Here is a 19,239-nt window from a genome sequence, read left to right as displayed (position 1 = left end):
GGCGGCACCGTAGCGGCCACCTCTGACAACGACAGGTCAGTGGCCGTGCCCGCCGCCGCCGAAGTCGTGCCCGCCGCCGTGGTGTCCGCCGGAGCTGTGCGAGGTGTGGTGGCCGTGGTGGTGATGTTGACCGTGGTGACGTCCGCCGGCACCGGGGTCCGACAGGTAGCCGAGCCCGTTGTCGAAGCGGGGCGCCCGCCGCTTCCGGTCGATCGCTTTGAGCCAGCGCCGTCGGGAGAGGGCCACGATGACCGCCGTCACGACGACGAAAGGTACGCAGGCCACGAGAAACGCGAGCATGGTGGCGATAGGCATGAGTGGTCCCCCTGTTCCGGCGGATCTGCCCGCCGATGTGGACGCTCGTTCCCGTGGTGGTGCGTCAAGACACCTCAGTTGATCAAGATCTGAGCCTTCGTAGGGCACTGGCGGAGTGTGCGCCATCGTATTGAACGCGTTCAAAAATAGGGCTACAGTCCTTCTCGGCGCAAACCTGAACGCGTTCGATTCTGGTAGGGCCAGGCCATGGGGGGCTGCTTCGCCATGCACTCGACCGTCATCACCGAGCCGTACCCACGGCACCAGCGACGCCGCGGGCACCCGGGTGTCGCGCGGTCGCCGCAGGTGCGGCCAGAGGCCGCTCGGGGCAGTCCGAGTCGGGCGGGGAGCGGCCCGGGAGGGAGCAGCGACTGTGCAGGGGGCAGCCGGTGCTCGCATCCTTTCGGGCCGCTGGTCCGGATAGCCTCGACCCGTGACCGACGACCAGCCCGCCACCGCGAAGGACGAGCAGGGGAACTCCGCGGAGCCCGGCGGAACCGAGCCCGCCAGGACGGCGAAGAGCGAGCGCACCCGCGCGCTGATCCTGGAGACCGCGATGCGGCTCTTCCAGGAGCGCGGCTACGAGAAGACCACGATGCGGGCGATCGCCGCCGAAGCGGGGGTCTCGGTCGGGAACGCCTATTACTACTACGAGGGCAAGGAATTCCTGATCCAGGGGTTCTACGACCGGATGACCCACGAGCACGCCCTCGACGCCCGGGCCCGGATGGAGGGGCGGACCGACTTCTCGGAGCGGTTGTCGCTCGCGCTGGAGTCCTGGGTGGACTGCGCCGCGCCGTACCACGAGTTCGCCGCCCAGTTCTTCCGGACGGCGGCCGACCCGAACAGCGCGCTGAGCCCCTTCTCCAACGAGTCCCACCCGGCCCGCGCGACGTCCGTCCAGATCTTCCGCGAGGTGCTGGACGGCTCGGACCTGGGCCCGAAGATCGACCCCGAGCTGGACGAGCTGCTGCCCGACCTGCTCTGGCTGCACCTGATGGTCGTGGTCCTGTACTGGGTCTTCGACCGCACCGACGACACCGAGCGCACCCGCGCGTTCGTGAAGCGCTGCGCCCCGTTCGTCGCCAAGATCGTCACCCTGTCGCGCTACCGGGTCTTCCGCCCGCTGGTCCGCGACGCGGTGGACATGGTCAAGGAATTCGTCCTGCCGACGATCGGCAGGACCACGGCGTCGGCCAAGCCGGCCGCGCTCGCCGACCCCGAGGTCGGTGCCAAACGCAGGCGACGCGCCAAGGGTTGACCGGACGTCATCCCCTCCGGCGCCGCCGGAGGGGATGACGTGATGAGCAGCGACACGACGGATCCGGTCCGCGACGCGCGTGACCACCACCGCACAGCCGTGACCCGGTGAGCGGCCTGCGGCCGACCGACGGCCGTGTCCATGCGCCACTCCGGCACGGCCTGTGGATCGTTGCACTGGCCGCGCTGTTCAGCGTGCTCCTGGTCGTGCTGGCCTACCTGACTCTGTTTGCGCTCGTTGCTCTTGGTTGGTTCGGCTTCGTCGTACCGTTCGGCGCGGTGCTGTTGGTGGTGGCGCTGGTGGACGGGGCACTCAGCTCCAAACGATGCCGCCGCTGCGGCGAACGGCTCCGGCCGACGGCCGAGGAGTCAACGAAGCCGACGGAGCCGACGGGGCGGCATTGATCTGGCCGTCGGGCGCGGCGGGCGCGTCGGGACCGGCGCTGGTGCTCCTCGCGCTGCCCGCACTCGCCTGGGCGGCCTTCCGCTAGGGGCGAGACGCGCCGGCACGACGACCGGCGGTGCTCATGGCCCGGATGGCGAGGTCGCAGGCCCGACAAACCCCCTGCTTCCGCGCGGTGTTACGTATGCGAATTACCTGAGGCCGCCTCGTCGGTGTGTGTTAGGCTCCACCCGCATAGTGGAACTCCTATTCCACCATGCGGACAGGCCGGGCGGGGGCGCGGGGAGGCTGGCGATGCGGATTCTGTTGACCGAGGACGACTCGGACGTTGCCGAGGAGTTGTCCACGACGCTCCGGCGGCACGGTTACGACGTGACCCACGCGCCTGACGGGGTGTCCGCGATCGAGGGGCACGAGGGCTTCGATCTGCTGCTGCTCGACCTGGGTCTGCCGGACCTCGACGGTCTGGAGGTGTGCCGTCGGATCCGGAGGACCTCCACCATCCCGATCATCGTGGTGAGCGCGCGCGTCGCCGAGATGGACCGGGTGCTGGCACTGAAGTCCGGCGCCGACGACGTCGTGGGCAAGCCGTACGGGTTCTGGGAGCTCGAAGCGCGGATAGAGGCGCTGATGCGCCGTGTCGCGGTTCCGTCGGAGCCCGCGGCGGACGTGTTCGCCGCGCCACCCACACCCGCTTCGCCGTCCCCGGCGCAGCAGTTGCGCTTCGGGAACGTGTCGATCGACCCGCGAAGGCGCCAAGTGCTGGTCGGCGGCCTGGAGGTGGAGCTGACGCGCAAGGAGTTCGACCTGGTGTCCGTCCTGGCGGCAGACCGGGGCGCGGTCTTCGAGCGGGGGCGGCTCATGCGTGAGGTCTGGGGCAGTGACTGGTTCGGCTCGTCCAGGACCCTGGACGTGCACGTCAACAGCCTGCGCCGCAAGCTCGGCGACCCCACCTGTATCGAGACGGTGCGGGGTGTCGGGTTCAGGCTGAGAGCCGGGTGAGTCGCGGTGCGACGCAGATACCTGATCGCCAATCTGAGCCTGGTCTCGTTCATCGTCGCCGTGCTCGGGATCCCGCTGGCCGTGCTCGTCGCCCGCAACGCGTGGGCGGACCTGGAGAACGCGGGACAGTTGGACCGGGCGTATCTGATCGCGCCCATCGTCAAGCTGAGCGCACATGAACTGCCCACCCGACTCCCGGAGTTGGTGCGCGAGTTCACGGCGGCGCGCGGAGCCACGGCGATCGTCGTGGACCAGTCCGGCCGGGAGGTCGTCGCCTCGGGGCCGTCCCCTGCGCGCTTCTACCGGGAGAACTCCGGGGCGGTGCGAAGTGCCTTCCGGGGTGAGCATGTGATCAAGGAGGGGAGCCTGCTCCCCGACGCGTCCCGTCCCCTGGTCATCGCCCAGGAGTGGCAGTTGACCGACGGCCGCTGGTACGCGTTCCTGATCGGGGTGCCGACGGAGGACCTGCGCCGGACGATCGCGATGCGGTGGGCGGTACTCGGCGCCGGTGCGCTGATCGCGATCCTCGGGACGACCGCGATGGTCTGGTTCCTGTCGGCCTGGGTGCTGCGTCCCATCAAGGCCACCGAGGCCGCGGTGCGTTCCCTGACCCGGGGGCATGACGTCGAGCGGATCTCGGTCCATCGCGGGCCGCCGGAACTGCGCACGCTCAACGCCCATGTCAACCACCTCGCGGGCACGGTGCAGGCGCTCGTCGAGCGGCAGCGCTTCTTTCTCGCCGACGCGTCGCATCAACTGCGCAACCCGCTGGTGGCGCTGAGCCTGCGCCTGGAGAACCTGGAGCCGCACATCGCGGACGGCGGCCGGGGCGGCTACCGGAAGATCCTCGGCGACATCGACCACCTGCGGCAGACGCTGTCGGAGATCCTGGACATCTCCCGGGTGGTGAACGAGGAGCAGCAGATCACCGAGGTGGACGTGGCCGCGGTGGTGGCGGACCGGGCGTCGTCCTGGTCGGTGGTGGCCTGGCAGCGGCACGTCCGGATCTACAGCACACCCTGCCCCTCCGTCTTCGTGGTGGCGCGCCCCGGTGCGCTCGAACAGGCCCTGGACGTGCTGCTCGACAACGCGATCAGGTTCAGCCCGTCCAACGGCGAGATCGCAGTGGCCGTGCTGCCGGGCGAGACGTTCGTCGACATCCATGTCCGGGACGAGGGGCCGGGCATGACCGCCGCGGACCGTGAGCTCGCGGTGCGCCGGCACTGGCGGCTTCCGCAGGGGAAGCTCGCGGGCAGCGGGCTCGGGCTGTCCATCGCGACGATGCTGGTGAGCTCCTCGGGCGGGCAACTCGACCTGCTGGCTGCGGAGGGCAGCCCCGGCCTGGACGCCCGGATCCGCCTGGCCGCGCCCGTCGTCACGCAGTCCGTGACGAAGACGAAGAATTGACAGAGATCTTGCGCAGTCCTGCCACTTCGCGTGCCAGGAACGGGCGTTGGCATAACACGGCCCGGCTAACGTTCCCGTCGTGAGTCACCGCGACCGCAGAGTGCCGACCGCCACCCCGGACGGCGCCGTCGCGGACTCCTGACGCCGCTCTGCTGCCTCGCGATCCGTGTGCACCGCGCGTCGATTACCCACCTCTCCTCGAATCTCCTCGAAAGAGCCATGTCATGACCAGTACAAGCGTGCATGCGGGTGCCGCGAGCCTGCCGTCCACACGTGACCGGCGAGGCCTGGACCGCGCAACGACGCTGCTGCTGTCGACGGCCACAGGTCTGTCGGTCGCGAGCCTCTACTACGCCCAACCGCTTCTCGAAGACATCCGCGCGGCCCTCCATCTCAGCACCTCCGGCGCCGGACTGGTGGTGACGATCACTCAGATCGGCTACGCGCTCAGTCTGCTGTTCCTGGTGCCGCTCGGCGACCTGCTGGAGCGGCGGCGCCTGGTCACCGCGATGTGCCTGCTCAGCGCGGTGGCACTGACCGCTGTCGGCGTCGCGCCGAACGCGGGGCTGCTGTATCTCTTCAGCGCCGTCGTGGGACTGTTCTCGACCACGGCGCAGATGCTAGTGGCCTTCGCGGCGGGCCTCGCGGCGCCCGAGGCACGCGGCAAGGTCGTCGGCACGGTGATGAGCGGACTGCTGCTGGGCATCCTGCTGGCCCGCACCGCCGCCGGATACCTGGCCGAACTGGGCGGCTGGCGCCTGGTCTTCTGGGTGGCGGCAGGACTCATGGTGCTGCTCGCGGGGGCGCTGCGCGCCCGGCTGCCCCTCGCGCCGCCCACCTCCGACCTGCGCTACGGCGCGCTGCTCCGCTCCGTGCTCTCGCTGCTGCGCGAGGAGCCGGTGCTGCGCCTGCGCGCCCTGTACGGCGCGCTGACCTTCGCCGGCTTCAGCGTCCTGTGGACGCCGATCAGCCTCATGCTGGCCGGCAACCCCTACCACTTCGCCCCCGACATCATCGGCCTCTTCGGCCTGGCCGGTGTGGCCGGCGCGGTGGCCGCCGGGCTGGCAGGCCGCCTCGCGGACCGCGGCGGCGCCCGGGCCGTGACCGGCCTCTGCGGCCTGCTGCTGACGGTGATGTGGCTGCCCATGGGCTTCGGACAGCACTCCCTGATCGCGCTGATCGTCGGAATCATCGGCTACGACCTGGCCTGCCAGGCGATGCACATCACCAACCAGAGCGAGATCTACCGGCTGCGGCCCGAGGCCCGGAGCCGCCTCACCTCCGCCTACATGACCTGCTACTTCAGCGGCGGCGTCGTCGGTTCGTCCCTGGCGTCGCTGGCTTACGCCGACTACGGCTGGGACGGAGTCTCCGTGCTCGGTGCCGCCATCGGGGCCTGCGTCTGCCTGATCTGGCTGTTCGGGCTCCGGAAGGCGCGCTGACGCGCAGTCGTCCGCCACGGCGCACCGGGGAGCGCCGATACCGCGGGGGCCGGGCAGGGCGCGGCAGTGGAAGCCGCGCACCGACAGGTTCACGACCACCGACGCATTTACGACCACCGACACATTTACGACTACCGGCGCATTTTCGACCGCCGACACATTCACGACCACCGACACGACCACTGACCGAGGAGAACCATGTCCGCGTCGCAGACTCTCTGCGGTGACCGTTCCGAGCCTGCCTGGCTCACCGACTGGCAGGAGCGCAGTCCTGGGTTCCAGGCCGAGTGCCTTGCCGCTCATGACGCCCTGGTGCGGGACCTCGCCGATCCTTACGCCGCACAGGACCGGGTGCTCGCCGACATCGTCGGCGTCAGCGCGGGCTCCGCGCACTGGCGTGAGCGGGGGTACGACGCCGTTGCAGCCGCCGAACCCGCCGACCGTGCCACGGCGTACCGGGCGACCCTGCCGGTGATGCGGTACGACGACTTCGTCCCGCTGATCGAGCGCGAAACCCGCACCAAGGGCGGCATCCTGACCTGCAGTCCGGTCCTGCGCTGGCTCCGCACCAGCGGCACCACGGGCGACCCCAAGCTGGTTCCGTACACCAGGCACTGGCTGCTCTCCTACCGCATGCCCGCGATCCGGGCGATGTGGGGAACCTACCTGCGGCTCCACCCCGAGATCCTCGCCCACCCCTACGCCACGCTGGACACCCAGACCGTCCGTGAGGACGCGAGCGAGTTCGTCCAGGGCGTGGCGCACCAGGCGATCAGCAACCGTCATCCCCGGCTCAACGAGGGGGACTGGAACCCGCCGTGGTACGAGGCGCCGTGGTTCGGGCCGGAGACCCCGAACAGCCACGACGGGCGGATGTACCACCGCATCCGCGCAATGCTCGGCCGGGACCTGCACTTCATCGCGGCGATCAACCCCAGCACGCTGATCTCGCTCCGCGACCTGATCGGTGAGAACCGGGCGGAACTGGTGCGGGACGTACGCGAGGGCACCCTGCTCGGGGAGCCCTGGGGCAGCCCGGACCCGGCCGGGGCTGAACGGTTGGACCGCGTCCTGGCCGACCCGGACTTCCGGCTCACGGACGTCTGGCCGGGGCTCACCGGGTACAGCTGCTGGCTCTCCGGCAGCGCCGGGCTGTACCAGCAGAAGCTGGACGCCGTCCTGCCCGGACTGGCCCGGCTGCCCTTCATGAGCTGCGGGACCGAGGGCGTCACGGCGATCCCCGTCGACGCCGACCCGGTCAGCCAGCCGCTCTCGGTGAACCAGGCGTTCTACGAGTTCGTGCCCGCCGACGTTCCGGTCGGCGAACTCCTGGACGCAGGCGAGCACTTCGAGACCCTGCTCTTCGACGAGGTGGAGGCCGGCCGCGACTACCACCTGGTGATGTCGCAGGCCAACGGCCTGTACCGGCTGTGGACGGGCGACATCTACCGGGTCGAACGCACGGTCGGTGCGGTGCCGTGCATCCGGTTCGTCCGCCGCGACGGCGTCTTCCACTCCTTCACCGGAGAGAAGCTGACCGAGGGGCACGTCACCGAGGCGCTGCGCGACGGTTTCGCCGAACTCGGTCTCGAACTCGGGCTCTACCTGTGCGGGCCGGAGTGGGAGGAGCCGCCCCGCTACCTGGTCGTCGTCGAGTCGTCCCAGGCCGCTTCGGCGCCGGACCCCGAGGCCGGCGAACCGGGCGGTGAACCGGGCGGTGAACCGGCTGTCGAACCGGTCGGCGAACCGAGCGGTGAAGCGGACGTCGAGGCGCGGCTTTCGGACGCGGTGGATCGGGCGCTGGCGCGGATCAACATCGAGTACGCCTCCAAGCGCGACAGCGCGCGGCTGGGCCCCCTCGCCGTACACCTCGCCTCCAGGCAGTCCGTGTCCCGGTACGTCGAGAGCCGACGTACCCAGGGCAACGGCACGCAGTACAAGTACAAGCCATTCCAGCAGGACACCGCATTCGTCCAGCAGATTCTGGGCCGCTGAGCGCCGGGTGACGGCGCATCGAAGGAGGGGGAACATGTTCGAATCCACGGCGACGAGTCCCGTCGGGGTCGACATCCGACGGGAGATCATCCCCGTCGTCTGCGACGGCATCACTCTGGACCTGCACGTGTGGCGGCCGACCAGACCGAGAGCGGCGGTCTTCTACTTCCACGGCCTGCAGAGCCACTCGGGCTGGATGTGGGAGACCGGACCGGCCTTCGCGGAGAGAGGCGTGGCCTTCTTCGTCCTCGACCGGCGCGGCAGTGGCACCAGCCCCGGCGCCCGCGGCGAGATACCCGCGGTCGCGACCGTCCTTGCGGACCACCGGGCGGCGCTGCGGGCCGTCCGCGAGCTGACCGGCGACGACGTGCCGCTGGGTCTGTTCGGCCACTGCCTGGGCGGTTCGTTCCTCGCCGCCCTGCTCAAGTCCGGCACCCTGGACACCGCCTATGACGCTGCGGTGTTCTGCTCGGCCTGGCTGGGCAAGCTGCACGCCACCCTGCCCGCCGACCGGTTGCGTGCCCTGGCCGGGGACCAGAGCACGGAGCAGCAGGACGTCGGACTGTCCGCGGCGGACTTCACCGACCAGGACCGCTACCGCCGCTTCATCGACGGCGACGACCTTGCGGTCCGCACCCTGACCGGCCGCTCCCGGGCCCGACTGCTCCAGTTGGAGCAGATCTACCTGTCGCCGGACGCTCCTGCGCTGCCGGACCGGGTGACCACGGCGTTCGTGTCAGGGCAGGCGGACCCGATCATCGATCTCGACGACGCGCATCGGACGTTCATCCAGTTCACCGGTGGGCGTGGCGAGATCAGCATGCTGCCCACCGACCGGCACTACCTGCTGCAGACCGGGGTCCGCGACCGACTGATCGCCTGGACCGCCGCCTTCGTGAAGGCGGCTCAGCCGCGGCAGTACGTCCGTGCGAGGCAGCATGGCTGAGACCGCCGCCCCCGCGCTGCCGGACGCGCTGACGGTGTCCACCGCGCGGGTGCCGATGCGACGCTCCTTCGCCCACGCCGCGCACGTGCGGGACCACGCGGAGTCCGTCCTGGTCCGCTGCCGCCTCGACGGCGTGACCGGCTGGGGTGAGGGAGCGCCCCGACCCTATGTCACCGGTGAGACCACCGAGAGCGCACAACAGGTGCTGACCGGCGAGAACGCCGCGCTCCCGCTCACACTGCTGCGTGAACTCCGGGATTCGGGCGCCGTGTTCGAGCAGGGGCCGCGGGCCTTGGCCCTGCTCGACCTGCCGCGCCTCCTGGGCGGTCTGCGACGGGCTCCGGCCGCCGCTGCCGCGTTGGAGACCGCGCTGTTGGATGCCTGGTGCAGGCTCTACCAGCGGCCGCTGCGCGACATAGTGCGGGCCGTGCTGCCGGTAGTGGCAGAGACGTCCGGCGGGACGTCGGCTGGGACGTCGGGCAGGGCCTCGGGTGGGACCTCGGGACTGCTCGCAGAGGAGCCGCAGCAGCGGCCGGTCACGCTGGTGGTGGATCTGGCGGGCGGCGCGGACCGACGTGTCGCGGCCCTGGGCCCGACTGCGGCCGCCGCGCTGCGGCACGTGAAGCTGAAGGCCTCACCGAGCGCCGCCGACACCGCGCGCCAGGCCCGTACGCTTCGCGGGCAACTCGCCGACATCGGGGCCGCCGGGGTGACGGTCTCGGTGGACGCGAACGCCGCGTGGACCGGCGACGAGAGCCTGCGCGCCGCCGAGCTCCTGGGCGGGCTCGCCGACTGGCTGGAGGAACCCACCGCACCGCGCGACTGGGCACAGCTGCGGCGCATCCGGGAACAGACGGGTATGGCCGTCATGCTGGACGAGTCCGCGGTCGACGTCGGGGACGTTGCAACCGCCGCCGCACTGGGGGCCGCGGACGCCGTCAACCTGCGTGTCTCCAAGTGCGGTGGTCTGATCGGCGCACTCAAGGTCGCGGCGGCTGCCCGGCGTTGTGGGCTGCGCTTGCAGGTGGGCGTCCAGGTGGCGGAGGTCGGGCCGCTCTGGGTGGTCGGCCGGATCCTCGGCGCCGAACTCGCCGATCTGCTGGCGGTGGAGGCCGGCCGTCAGGACGAGTGGTTCGATCCGCCGCTGACTGAGCCTCCGTACCGGGTCGACCGCGCCCGGCATCTCGCCGCGGTGCCGCAGGGCCCGGGCCTGGGCGTGGTCCCGTCACCGGCCCTGCTCCGGTTCTCCCCGGGCTTCGACTGATTTCCACAGGTTCGAGATTCGAGAAAGGAACACTCACATGACACAGCGCACTGCCCTGATCATCGGCGCGGCCGGCGGCATCTGCCGTGAACTCTCCCGACAGCTGGCGGACAAGGGCGAGCGGCTCGTCCTGTTCGACCGCGACGAGGCCGCGGTGAAGTCCCTCGCCACGGAGTTGGCCGGGACGACCGAGGTCGAGGTGATCGTCGGCGACATCCTCGATGTCCCGGAGAGCGAAAGGCAGTTGGGCGCGCTGACCGGCGCCTGGACCCCGGAGATCCTGGTGAACGGCACCGGCGGCGACACCCGCGTGGTCCCGGTGACGGAGCTCGACGAGGAGTTCCTGCGGCACTCCGTCGCGGAGAACCTGCTGCCGGTGCTGACCGCCACCCGGCTCTGTGTGCCCGCGATGAAGCAGGCCGGCTACGGACGCATCGTCAACTTCGCGTCTGCCGGGGGGCGTACGTACAGCCACTTCAACAACGCCGCGTATGTGGCGGCGAAGGCGGGCGTGATCGGCTTCACCAAGCAGGCCGCGTACGAGCTCGCGCCCTACGGCGTCACGGTCAACGTCGTGGCCCACGGCCCGATCGCCACCGACCGGGTCGCAGGCGCCTGGGAGCGCCGTCCGGAGGAGCAGAAGGCCGCGGTGCTCTCGAAGATCCCGATGCGCAGGATGGGAACCGTCCGCGAGGCGGCCGGCAGCGTGCTGCACCTCTGCTCCGAGGAGTCCGGCTACAGCACGGGCACCGTGACCGACGTCAACGGCGGCATCTGGATCTGAGCCCCGCGTCCACCCGCCGCCCGCACGCGGGCGACACGGGCACCGCGCGACACGAGCACCGCGCGACACGAACCGCGCACTGCGCGACACGAATACGAGCACGAGAGAGCGAGAGACGAGCACATGGCAGTCTTCATTGTCGAATGGACCTACGCCGTCGACCGGGCGGGCCGCGAGGCGGTCAACGCGGAGCACAAGGCGCACCTGAAAGAGCTGGTGGAGCAGGGCGTCCTGCTGGCCGGTGGCCCGCTGCCGCAGGACAACACCGGCGTGCTGGTCTACCGCGCGGCGGACCGCGCGGCCCTGGCCGAGCTCTTCACCGACGACCCCTACATCCGCGCCGGGTACGTCAAGCAGAGCGTCATCCGCGAGTGGCAGGTCAACTTCGGTCCGCTGGCCGGTGCCTGAGACATGGCAAGCGACTGGGAATCCCTGCCCGGCCGGCCGGGCAAGATCGTGGTGATCGGGCGCAACTACGGTGACCGCGACGACGTCGCCGCGGCCGGAGCGGCACCGCTCGCGGTGTTCTTCAAGCCGCCCACCGCGGTGATCGGCTCCGGGGACGCCGTGCGGCTGCCCGCCGCGACCGGTGAGGTGCGTTTCGAAGGGGAGCTCGCCGTCGTCATCGGGCGACGGTGCAAGGACGTCCCGGCGGAGGCGTACCGGGACGTGGTCTACGGCTACACGTGCGCGGACGACGTCACCGCCTGGGATGTCGGCACGGCGTCCGGGCACTGGTCCAGGGCCAAGAGCTACGACACGTTCTGCCCGCTGGGACCGCGGATCGTCCGTGACCTGGATCCGACCGACCTGGCCGTCCGGACCAGGGTGAACGGCGAACTGCGCCAGGACGGCACCACCGCACGGCTGCTCCGGCCGGTGCCGCAACTCGTCGCTGAGGTAAGCCGGTTGATGACCCTGGAGCCCGGCGACGTGCTGCTGACCGGCACGCCGGGCGGGGGAGGCCCGTTGCGGGTCGGAGACCACGTCGAGGTCGAGATCGCCGGAATCGGCACGCTCACCCACACGGTGGCCGAGGCGGGTGATGCGGTCGATCCGGGGACGACCGCGCTGCCCCCCTTGGCCTGACGGCACGCGGCACGCCGCACGCCGCACGCCGCATGCCGCACGCCGCACGCCGCGCGGCAGTGCTTTCCTACCGGCGGGACCCGACCGGAGCGGGCACAGGATGTCGGGTCCGATACCTGGCACGCTTCCTAGGCTCGGTGATCGAAAGGGAAACGGAAGGAGCCGTCGGCGTGCTGGAGCCGTTGAACGACGCGATGGCGTGGGTCGAGGCGCACCTGGGTGACCAGGAGGGCGTCGACGCCGCCGAGTTGGCGAGGGTCGCGATGACCTCGGAGTACCACTTGCGGCGGATGTTCTCGGCCTTGGCCGGGATGCCGCTGTCGGAGTACGTCCGGCGCAGGCGGTTGACGTTGGCCGGGGCCGAGGTGCTGGCCGGGGAGGACACCTTGCTCGACATCGCGGTCCGCTACGGCTACGGCTCGGGCGAGGCGTTCGCGCGGGCGTTCCGGGCGATGCACGGGATCGGCCCGGGGGAGGCCCGCCGGGCGGGCGCCGGTGCCGTGCTGCGGTCGCAGCCGCGGATGACCTTCCGGCTCGTCGTCGAAGGGAGCAGCACCATGCAGTACCGGATCGTGGAGAAGGGCGAGTTGGCGATCGTCGGCCGTAAGGCCACCGTCCCGCAGATCCACGCGGGAGTGAACCCGCACATCGCCGAGATGATCGGCCGGATCGACGCGGAGACCATGGCGCGGATCACCGCGCTGTCCGACCAGGAGCCGGAGGGCATCGTCTCGGGCACGCTGCCGCACGACCCGGACAACCGGGACGAGGGCAGTCTGCTCGACTACTACCACGCGGTGGTGACGTCGCCCGAGCGGGCGGCGGCCGAGCCGGACCTCGACGCGTACACCGTCGAGGCCGGCAGCTGGGCCGTCTTCACCAGCACCGGCGAGTTCCCGCAGGCGTTGCAGCATCTGTGGCGCGACGTCTACACCGAGTGGTTCCCGTCCAACCCCTACGGCCACCGCCCCGCACCGACGTTGCTGCGCGTGCGCAGCAACGCCGGGATGCGGCCGGAGGCCGGTGCGGGTGCGGTGGCGGAGCTGTGGATCGCGGTGGATCGCGAGGAGCGGGAGCAGCGGGAGCAGCGGGAGGAGCGTGAGCAGGGCTGACAAGCAGCCAGAAGGCGCAGGTCAGAGCATTCCGGCGAGCCGGTAGAGCACGAGCGATCCGGCGACGGCGACGTTGAGGCTGGCGCCGCGGCCGATCATCGGGATCTCGACGACCGCGTCGAGCAGGTCGAGCGCTTCAGGCGGAATGCCGGTCTGCTCGTGGCCGAGAACCATCACCGTCGGCTCGCGGGCGGCCGGGAGATCAGCCAACCGGACGGCCTCATCGGCGAGTTCGACGCCGACGATGCGGTGGCCGCGGTCACGGGCGCGGTTCAGCCAGCCGAGCGGATCGCCGGTGCGGTGGACGCAGGACGGGCGGCGCAGCGTGTTGCCGCGGGCGAGGGCCTCGTCCACCCAGGGGAAGCGCGGCGCGACCATGCAGGCACCGACGGCGTCGCAGGTGCGCAGCAGGGTGCCGAGGTTGGCGCCGTGCAGCGGCCAGAGCGGCGCGGCGTAGAGGTGGTCCCAGCAGGGGTGGCCGCGTCGTCTCCGCATCCCGCTCAGCTCGGCGGGCGTGCGGACGCGGGCCTTCACGGCCGAGCGGAGGCGCACCTCCGCGAGGTCGTCGTGCCGGTACGCCGGTCATTGGTGCGGCGGTCACCGGGGCCGCAGTCAAAGGAAAAGGCAGTCATGCCGCCGAGGCTAGGCGGTCGTCGTCCCGTGCAGCCACGGAATATCGCCGGCAGGCGATGGCGGTGGCGGTGGCTGCACGGGACGTGATGCCGAGGGTCAGAAGGTGTCCGGGCACCACGGCGCGCGGTCGGTGCGGAGCACCCGCTGGGCGCGCCGGAGGCCGCCCGGTCGGCGCTCCTGCACCAGCCCGGCCTGCTGCAGCCGTTCCAGCGGCTGGGAGTTGAAGTACACCGTCGCCAACTGGCTGATGTCGCAGGCGAAGTCGACCTCGTCCGCGGCGTCTTCACCCACCGGGACACAGACGCCCCTGCCGTCCTCGGCCGCGTCGAGCGCGTAGCGGCCCGCCGCGTAACCGAGCGCGTCGGTGACCTCGAAGACCACCCGGCCCGGGGCCTCGTACGTCCGCGCCGCGAAGGCCTTCGGCACGTCGAGGATGCGGACCCAGAAGAAGTCGTCCGAGCTGTCGCCGTTGTCCACGCAGGCCCGGCCGTTGTGCAGGGCCAGCGGCAGCGGGGAATCGGTGGCGAGGTCCCAGATGTCGATCCGCTGAACCCAGTCGACCTGCAGCGCGTAGCGCCACAACGCGGCCTCGGCGGTCCAGTCGACCGCGAAGTAGTCCTTGACCTTGAGGGTGACGTCCTTGGGGAGCCAGTTCCGCCACTCGTCGATGACCTTGTAGGTGAGCAGGCCCGCCGGATTGCCGTCCGGATCGCGGTAGAGGGCGATCAGCGGCTCCTCGAAGGTGCCGTTGCGGCTGGTCAGCTCGCCGGTCCGGAACTTCCAGACGACCGCGTCCCGGGAGACGGCTGCCGGGCGGTTGCGGCGGAAGCGGTCGTGCAGTTCGGGGGCGATCTTGGCGTACTCGGCCAGGGTGATCAGCTCGATGCTGCCCCGGTCCGCCTCGGCGGGCACGCGCATGCCACCGGCCAGCTGCTTGTCGATGATCCGGCCGTGCTGACCGGCGACCGGGCCGAAACCGTAACGGCCGTAGATGCCGAACTCGGCCGGGATCAGCATGGCGAAGGCCTCGCCGCGGGCGACGGCGGCGTCCAGGTCCTGCCGCATCATCCGGGTGAGCAGGCCGCGGCGGCGGTGGGTGGCCGAGACTGTGACGTTGGTGATCGCATCCGCGACGGCGGTCGCGCCGCCCGGGAGGGTGACCTCCTTGGCGAAGCTGCGGAACGTGCCGACGCAGCGCTCACCGTCGAACGCGCCGAGGGCGCGGCCGAGCCCGAGGTCGAAGCGCTGTCCGTGGTAGTCGGCGGAGCCGTCGCCCATGGGCTGCATGAACCCGACGTTCATCGCCTGGCCCCAGGCGGCCAGGGTGGAGTCGTCGATGACCCGGATCTCGACGTCCTGCCGCGCTTGCGGCTGCGCCTGCGTTTGCTTCTGCACCTTCGGCTCGTCCATGGTCCGAACTCTAGGAGGCGACGTCGGCAGAAGCACCGGAATTGTTGCCGCATCCGCCGTCCAGCGCGCCGCCGTCGAGTGCGCCGCCGTCCAGCCCGCCGTCGTTGACCGCGCTCTCGGCCATCGCGCTCTCGGCCATCGCGCTCTCGGCCACCTCACCGTCGTCGATCCGCACGGCCTGGAGACCGCCGGCCCGGCCGCGCATCAGCAGCACGTAGCCGCCCGCGCAGACGACGCCGAGCGTGGCGCACGTGGCCCAGACCGAGTTCGCGCCCCACGCGCTCAGCATGAAACCGGCCGACAGCGGGGCCATGAACGAGTTGGCTTGCCAAGCCAGTTGGAGGGCGCCCTGGTACCGGCCGCGGCCGTGGGTGGGCGAGAGCTCGGCGACCAGGGCCTGGGTGGCGGGTGTCCAGATCATCTCTCCGCAGGTCCAGATGACGACGGTCAGCGCGTAGAACCAGATAGCCCCCGCGAAGGCGCAGAGCGCGGTGCCGAAGCCGAGCAGTAGGGCGGCCGAGGTCAGCGCGGCCTTGCGACTGCCGTGCTCCACCACCCTGCTGATCGGCATCTGGGCGAGGACGACCACCAATCCGTTGACCGCGATGACCAGGCCGTAGTCGGTGGCTGTGAACCCCTGACGGCCCATCACCACCGGGAGGGCGACGGCGTTCTGGCCCTCGACGACGGCGAGTAGGAAGGTCAGCACCACCAAGCCCATGAACGCGCCGTCACGGACCACCGTGCCCATGCTGACCGAGCCCTCGTCGGGTTCCGACGTACCGGCTTCCGACGTGCCGGCTTCGGACGCGGCGGAGGTCTGCTCCGGCCGGGTCTCCGGGATGCGCAGGAAGACGACGAGCGCGCAGAGCAGCGTCGTGATCGCGTCGCCCCAGAAGAGGAGCACAAAGCCGTGGGCGGCGATCAGTCCGGCGACCGACGCGGAGATCGCGAAGCCGATGTTGATCGCCCAGTAGTTCAGCGAGAACGCCCGCACCCGGTCCGCGCTGGGGACGAGGTCGGCCATGGCTGCAGAGGTCGCGGGCCGGGCGCAGCCGCTGGTCAGGCCGAGCAGCGCGGCGACGACCGCGATCAGCACCGGCGCCCGCGTGTAGCCGAGCGCGACCGTGGTCACCGCGGCGAGCACCTGAGCGGTGACGAGGGTGGGCCGCCGTCCGATCCGGTCCGCCAGCACGCCGCCGATGATCGAGCCGAAGACACCGCCGAGGCCGTACGCGGAGACGACCAACCCGGCGACGGCGGGGGAGAAGCCCCGCGTGGTGGTCAGATAGAGGGTGAGGAAGGTGACTACGAAACTGCCCAGGCGGTTGACCAGGGTGCTTGTCCAGAGCCACCAGAAGGTGGTCGGCAGTCCGCCCACGGTTTCGTTCAACATGACCCGTAAGCGGCCGGGGGCAGCCATGGACATATGCACTCCGCCTTTGGCAGGTAAGTGTCAGACAGTCTGTCCGCACGCTACCGACTCGGTGGGCGGGCGCGCCAGCGAATTGGCACCTGGACTAGGCTCGGGGCCATGGCTGAAGCTCCCTACCGTCTTGTGCTGCTCCGTCACGGCGAGAGCCAGTGGAACGAGAAGAACCTCTTCACCGGCTGGGTCGACGTCGACCTGAACGAGAAGGGTGAGAAGGAGGCTGTACGCGGTGGCGAGCTGCTCGCCGCGGAGGGTCTTCTTCCCGACGTCCTGCACACCTCCCTGCTCCGCCGGGCGATCCGCACCGCGCAGATCGCCCTGGACCGGGCGGACCGCCACTGGATCCCGGTGCACCGCAGCTGGCGCCTGAACGAGCGCCACTACGGCGCGCTCCAGGGCAAGGACAAGGCGCAGACCCTCGCCGAGTTCGGCGAGGAGCAGTTCATGCTGTGGCGCCGCTCCTACGACACCCCGCCGCCGCCCCTGGCCGACGACTCGGAGTTCTCGCAGGCGGACGACCCGCGCTACGCGGAGCTTCCGGCCGACATCCGCCCGCGGACCGAGTGCCTCAAGGACGTCGTCCACCGCATGCTGCCGTACTGGTACGACAGCATCGTCCCGGACCTGGCCGACGGCCGCACGGTCCTGGTCACCGCCCACGGCAACTCGCTGCGCGCGTTGGTCAAGCACCTCGACGACATCTCCGACGAGGACATCGCGGGCCTGAACATCCCCACCGGCATCCCGCTCCTCTACGAGCTGGACGAGAACTTCAAGCCGATCACCAAGGGCGGCCGCTACCTCGACCCGGCCGCCGCCGCCGCGGCCATCGAGGCCGTCAAGAACCAGGGCAAGAAGTAGCCACTTGCGTGATCATGCCCCCACCTGCGCGAACAGCGCGGATGGGGGCCTTCTCTTGCCTTGGGCCGTCTGTGGGCCGTCAGGCCGCGCGATCATGCTCCGTGTCGCGCCAGCGTCCAGCAGTCATGAGCGAAAGGCTCGCCCGTACTGGACCTGACCCGCGGGATCTGACGGATGGTCAACCGCTTGCTCGACGCGTCGTGGACGCACGACGGGAACCCTAGGATCGCGGCATGACCTACGAGTTGCTGACCGGTGACCGCGATCCGGAGCTGAACGAGATCCTCGAACGAGGCCTGGACGAGTACAACTTCGCCGCGACCGGCACCTCGGCCGCCGACCAGGGCGCGTTCTCGCTGAAGGTCGTCGACGGGGCAGGGGAGGTCGTCGGGGGCCTCGCCGCCTGGACGTGGGCCGGGCTCTGCGGGATCAGCATGCTCTGGGTCCGCGGGGAGAGCCGCAAGGACGGCTGGGGCACAAAGCTGCTGCTGGGCGCCGAGGAGGAGGCGCGGCGGCGGGGCTGCGACCGGGTGGCCGTGGCCTCGTTCACCTTCCAGGCGCCCGCGTTCTACCAGCGTCACGGGTACGTGGAGACCGGCCGGACCCAGGGCATCCCCGGCGGCCACGAGGACGTCCACATGTTCAAGCGGCTCGACGTCGCGACGGCGTGAAGCCGTGACGACGTGACGCCGTGAGGAACGGGGCCTCACGGCGTCGTGACGACTGGTCAGGGCCAGAAGGCGGCTGTCATCGGCTCGGACAGGGATCGAAGGAACGGGCTTCTCGGTGGCGGACGGGGTGGGTGGTCCGGCCGGGCGTCGGCCCGATCAGTGGCTGCGGCAGCCGCCGCACTGGCAGCTGCCGCCGGACTGGCAGCCGCAGCCGCAGCCCGAGCCGCAGCCGCAGGCGGCGAGAAGTGGGAGACGGCGTGGGTCGGTGGCCGGCGGGGGAGTCGGAGTCTGCGGGGTCGGAGCCTGGATCACGGAGACGGCCCTCCTCAGCGGAGTTGGGGTCCTTGGCTGGGATTCCACGGATCGGCGCCGGATGGCATCGGCGCCTGTAGCCCAGTGAAACGGCCCGTGTACGGAACGTCAACGGGCGTACGGGTTCACCCGTACGCCCGTCCGTGCGCCCCTGCCGGAGCACCGCAGGTGAGTCACCCCGCGCCCCGGCTCCCCTCGCCCCGGTCCCGGCGAGGCCGGGTCACTCCGCCTCCGGGGCCTCCGCCACGAACTCGTCCGCGTGCTCGCCGGTCACCAGGAAGACGACGCGGTTGGCCACCGACACCGCGTGGTCCGCGAAGCGCTCGTAGTAGCGCCCGCACAGGGTGACGTCCACCGCGGTCTCCACGCCGTGGTGCCAGCGGTCGTCCAGCAGGTGGGCGAAGAGCTGCTTGTGCAGGTCGTCGATCGCGTCGTCGTCGCGCTCCAGTTCCAGCGCGGCGTCCACGTCCTTGGTCGCGATGACCCGGCCGGCCTTGGCGATCATGCGCTGGGCCAGCTGGCCCATCTCCAGCACGATCGGGTGCAGGTCGGCGGGGACGGCGGACTCGGGGTAGCGCAGGCGGGCCAGCTTGGCCACGTGGCGGGCCAGGTCGCCGCAGCGCTCCAGGTCCGCGCTCATCCGCAGCGAGGTGACGACGATGCGGAGGTCGGTGGCGACCGGCTGCTGGCGGGCCAGCAGCGCGATGGCGCGGTTCTCCAGGTCGTGGTGGAGGTTGTCGAGCTTCTCGTCCGCGGCGATCACGCTCTCGGCCAGCTCCAGGTCGGCGTCGAGCAGAGCGGTCGTCGCCCGGCCCATCGCGGAACCGGCCAGCCGGGCCAGCTCCACCAGGCCGTCGCTGATCGAGTCGAGTTCCTCGTGGTAAGCGTCGCGCATTCTTCT

The 19,239-nt window shown here is 70.8% G+C and carries 19 protein-coding genes; 14 read left to right on the top strand and 5 right to left on the bottom strand.

Annotated elements, in window-relative coordinates:
- Positions 1-36 precede the first annotated feature (36 nt).
- A complete protein-coding gene (locus ABH940_RS16580) occupies positions 37-315 on the bottom strand; it encodes a hypothetical protein (RefSeq protein WP_370066544.1) in 279 nt (92 codons plus the stop codon).
- Positions 316-748: 433 nt separating this feature from the next.
- Here ABH940_RS16580 and ABH940_RS16575 point away from each other — a divergent pair, with 433 nt between their 5' ends.
- The 12 genes from ABH940_RS16575 to ABH940_RS16520 all read left to right on the top strand — a co-directional run bounded on the left by ABH940_RS16575 (position 749) and on the right by ABH940_RS16520 (position 13,019).
- Positions 749-1,576: a TetR family transcriptional regulator gene (locus tag ABH940_RS16575; RefSeq protein WP_370105510.1), complete on the top strand. Its 828-nt coding sequence runs from the start codon at positions 749-751 to the stop codon at positions 1,574-1,576.
- A 107-nt stretch (positions 1,577-1,683) separates the two neighbouring features.
- On the top strand, positions 1,684-1,980 hold the full coding sequence (locus ABH940_RS16570) for a hypothetical protein (RefSeq protein WP_370105509.1): 297 nt from the start codon (positions 1,684-1,686) through the stop codon (positions 1,978-1,980).
- 292 nt (positions 1,981-2,272) lie between these two features.
- Complete coding sequence (locus tag ABH940_RS16565; protein ID WP_370105508.1) at positions 2,273-2,980, top strand: response regulator transcription factor; 708 nt, start codon at positions 2,273-2,275, stop codon at positions 2,978-2,980.
- Positions 2,981-2,986: 6 nt separating this feature from the next.
- Positions 2,987-4,387, top strand: coding sequence for a sensor histidine kinase (locus ABH940_RS16560; RefSeq protein WP_370066536.1), 1,401 nt, complete (start codon positions 2,987-2,989; stop codon positions 4,385-4,387).
- A gap of 224 nt (positions 4,388-4,611) precedes the next feature.
- Positions 4,612-5,829, top strand: a complete 1,218-nt coding sequence (locus ABH940_RS16555) for an MFS transporter (RefSeq protein ID WP_370066534.1) — start codon at positions 4,612-4,614, stop codon at positions 5,827-5,829.
- Positions 5,830-6,027: 198 nt separating this feature from the next.
- On the top strand, positions 6,028-7,824 hold the full coding sequence (locus ABH940_RS16550; protein ID WP_370105507.1) for a GH3 auxin-responsive promoter family protein: 1,797 nt from the start codon (positions 6,028-6,030) through the stop codon (positions 7,822-7,824).
- 34 nt (positions 7,825-7,858) lie between these two features.
- Positions 7,859-8,770, top strand: a complete 912-nt coding sequence (locus tag ABH940_RS16545) for an alpha/beta hydrolase (RefSeq protein ID WP_370105506.1) — start codon at positions 7,859-7,861, stop codon at positions 8,768-8,770.
- Positions 8,763-10,034 (top strand): enolase C-terminal domain-like protein, encoded by a 1,272-nt coding sequence (locus tag ABH940_RS16540; RefSeq protein WP_370105505.1) that lies wholly within the window; start codon positions 8,763-8,765, stop codon positions 10,032-10,034. The genes ABH940_RS16545 and ABH940_RS16540 overlap by 8 nt, the downstream gene beginning before the upstream one ends.
- Before the next feature lie 37 nt (positions 10,035-10,071).
- Positions 10,072-10,818, top strand: coding sequence for an SDR family NAD(P)-dependent oxidoreductase (locus ABH940_RS16535; RefSeq protein WP_370066525.1), 747 nt, complete (start codon positions 10,072-10,074; stop codon positions 10,816-10,818).
- Between the two features lie 123 nt (positions 10,819-10,941).
- Positions 10,942-11,226: a YciI family protein gene (locus tag ABH940_RS16530; RefSeq protein WP_370066523.1), complete on the top strand. Its 285-nt coding sequence runs from the start codon at positions 10,942-10,944 to the stop codon at positions 11,224-11,226.
- 3 nt (positions 11,227-11,229) lie between these two features.
- Entirely contained in the window at positions 11,230-11,907 is a 678-nt protein-coding gene (locus ABH940_RS16525; RefSeq protein WP_370066521.1) for a fumarylacetoacetate hydrolase family protein, read from the top strand.
- 170 nt (positions 11,908-12,077) lie between these two features.
- Positions 12,078-13,019, top strand: a complete 942-nt coding sequence (locus tag ABH940_RS16520; RefSeq protein ID WP_370105504.1) for a helix-turn-helix domain-containing protein — start codon at positions 12,078-12,080, stop codon at positions 13,017-13,019.
- Between the two features lie 21 nt (positions 13,020-13,040).
- Here the strand turns inward: ABH940_RS16520 and ABH940_RS16515 are convergent, their stop codons facing one another.
- The 3 genes from ABH940_RS16515 to ABH940_RS16505 form a co-directional block, all read right to left on the bottom strand.
- Positions 13,041-13,571 (bottom strand): TrmH family RNA methyltransferase, encoded by a 531-nt coding sequence (locus ABH940_RS16515; RefSeq protein WP_370066517.1) that lies wholly within the window; start codon positions 13,569-13,571, stop codon positions 13,041-13,043.
- Between the two features lie 177 nt (positions 13,572-13,748).
- Entirely contained in the window at positions 13,749-15,062 is a 1,314-nt protein-coding gene (locus ABH940_RS16510) for a GNAT family N-acetyltransferase (RefSeq protein ID WP_370105503.1), read from the bottom strand.
- A 10-nt stretch (positions 15,063-15,072) separates the two neighbouring features.
- Positions 15,073-16,458, bottom strand: coding sequence for an MDR family MFS transporter (locus tag ABH940_RS16505; protein ID WP_370105502.1), 1,386 nt, complete (start codon positions 16,456-16,458; stop codon positions 15,073-15,075).
- Positions 16,459-16,596: 138 nt separating this feature from the next.
- Between ABH940_RS16505 and ABH940_RS16500 the strand changes: the two genes are divergently transcribed.
- Entirely contained in the window at positions 16,597-17,355 is a 759-nt protein-coding gene (locus ABH940_RS16500; protein WP_370066511.1) for a phosphoglyceromutase, read from the top strand.
- A gap of 233 nt (positions 17,356-17,588) precedes the next feature.
- The gene (locus ABH940_RS16495) at positions 17,589-18,026 is read left to right on the top strand and encodes a GNAT family N-acetyltransferase (RefSeq protein ID WP_370066509.1); all 438 of its coding nucleotides are present in this window, start codon (positions 17,589-17,591) and stop codon (positions 18,024-18,026) included.
- 532 nt (positions 18,027-18,558) lie between these two features.
- Here ABH940_RS16495 and phoU read toward each other — a convergent pair.
- Positions 18,559-19,233, bottom strand: coding sequence for a phosphate signaling complex protein PhoU (gene phoU / locus ABH940_RS16490; RefSeq protein WP_370066507.1), 675 nt, complete (start codon positions 19,231-19,233; stop codon positions 18,559-18,561).
- Between the last annotated feature and the right edge of the window lie 6 nt (positions 19,234-19,239).

This window comes from Streptacidiphilus sp. BW17 (genome assembly GCF_041262485.1).
Classification (GTDB): Bacteria; Actinomycetota; Actinomycetes; order Streptomycetales; family Streptomycetaceae; genus Streptacidiphilus.
Note: the sequence above shows the minus strand (reverse complement) of the source record. Positions and strands in the feature narration are given on the sequence as shown.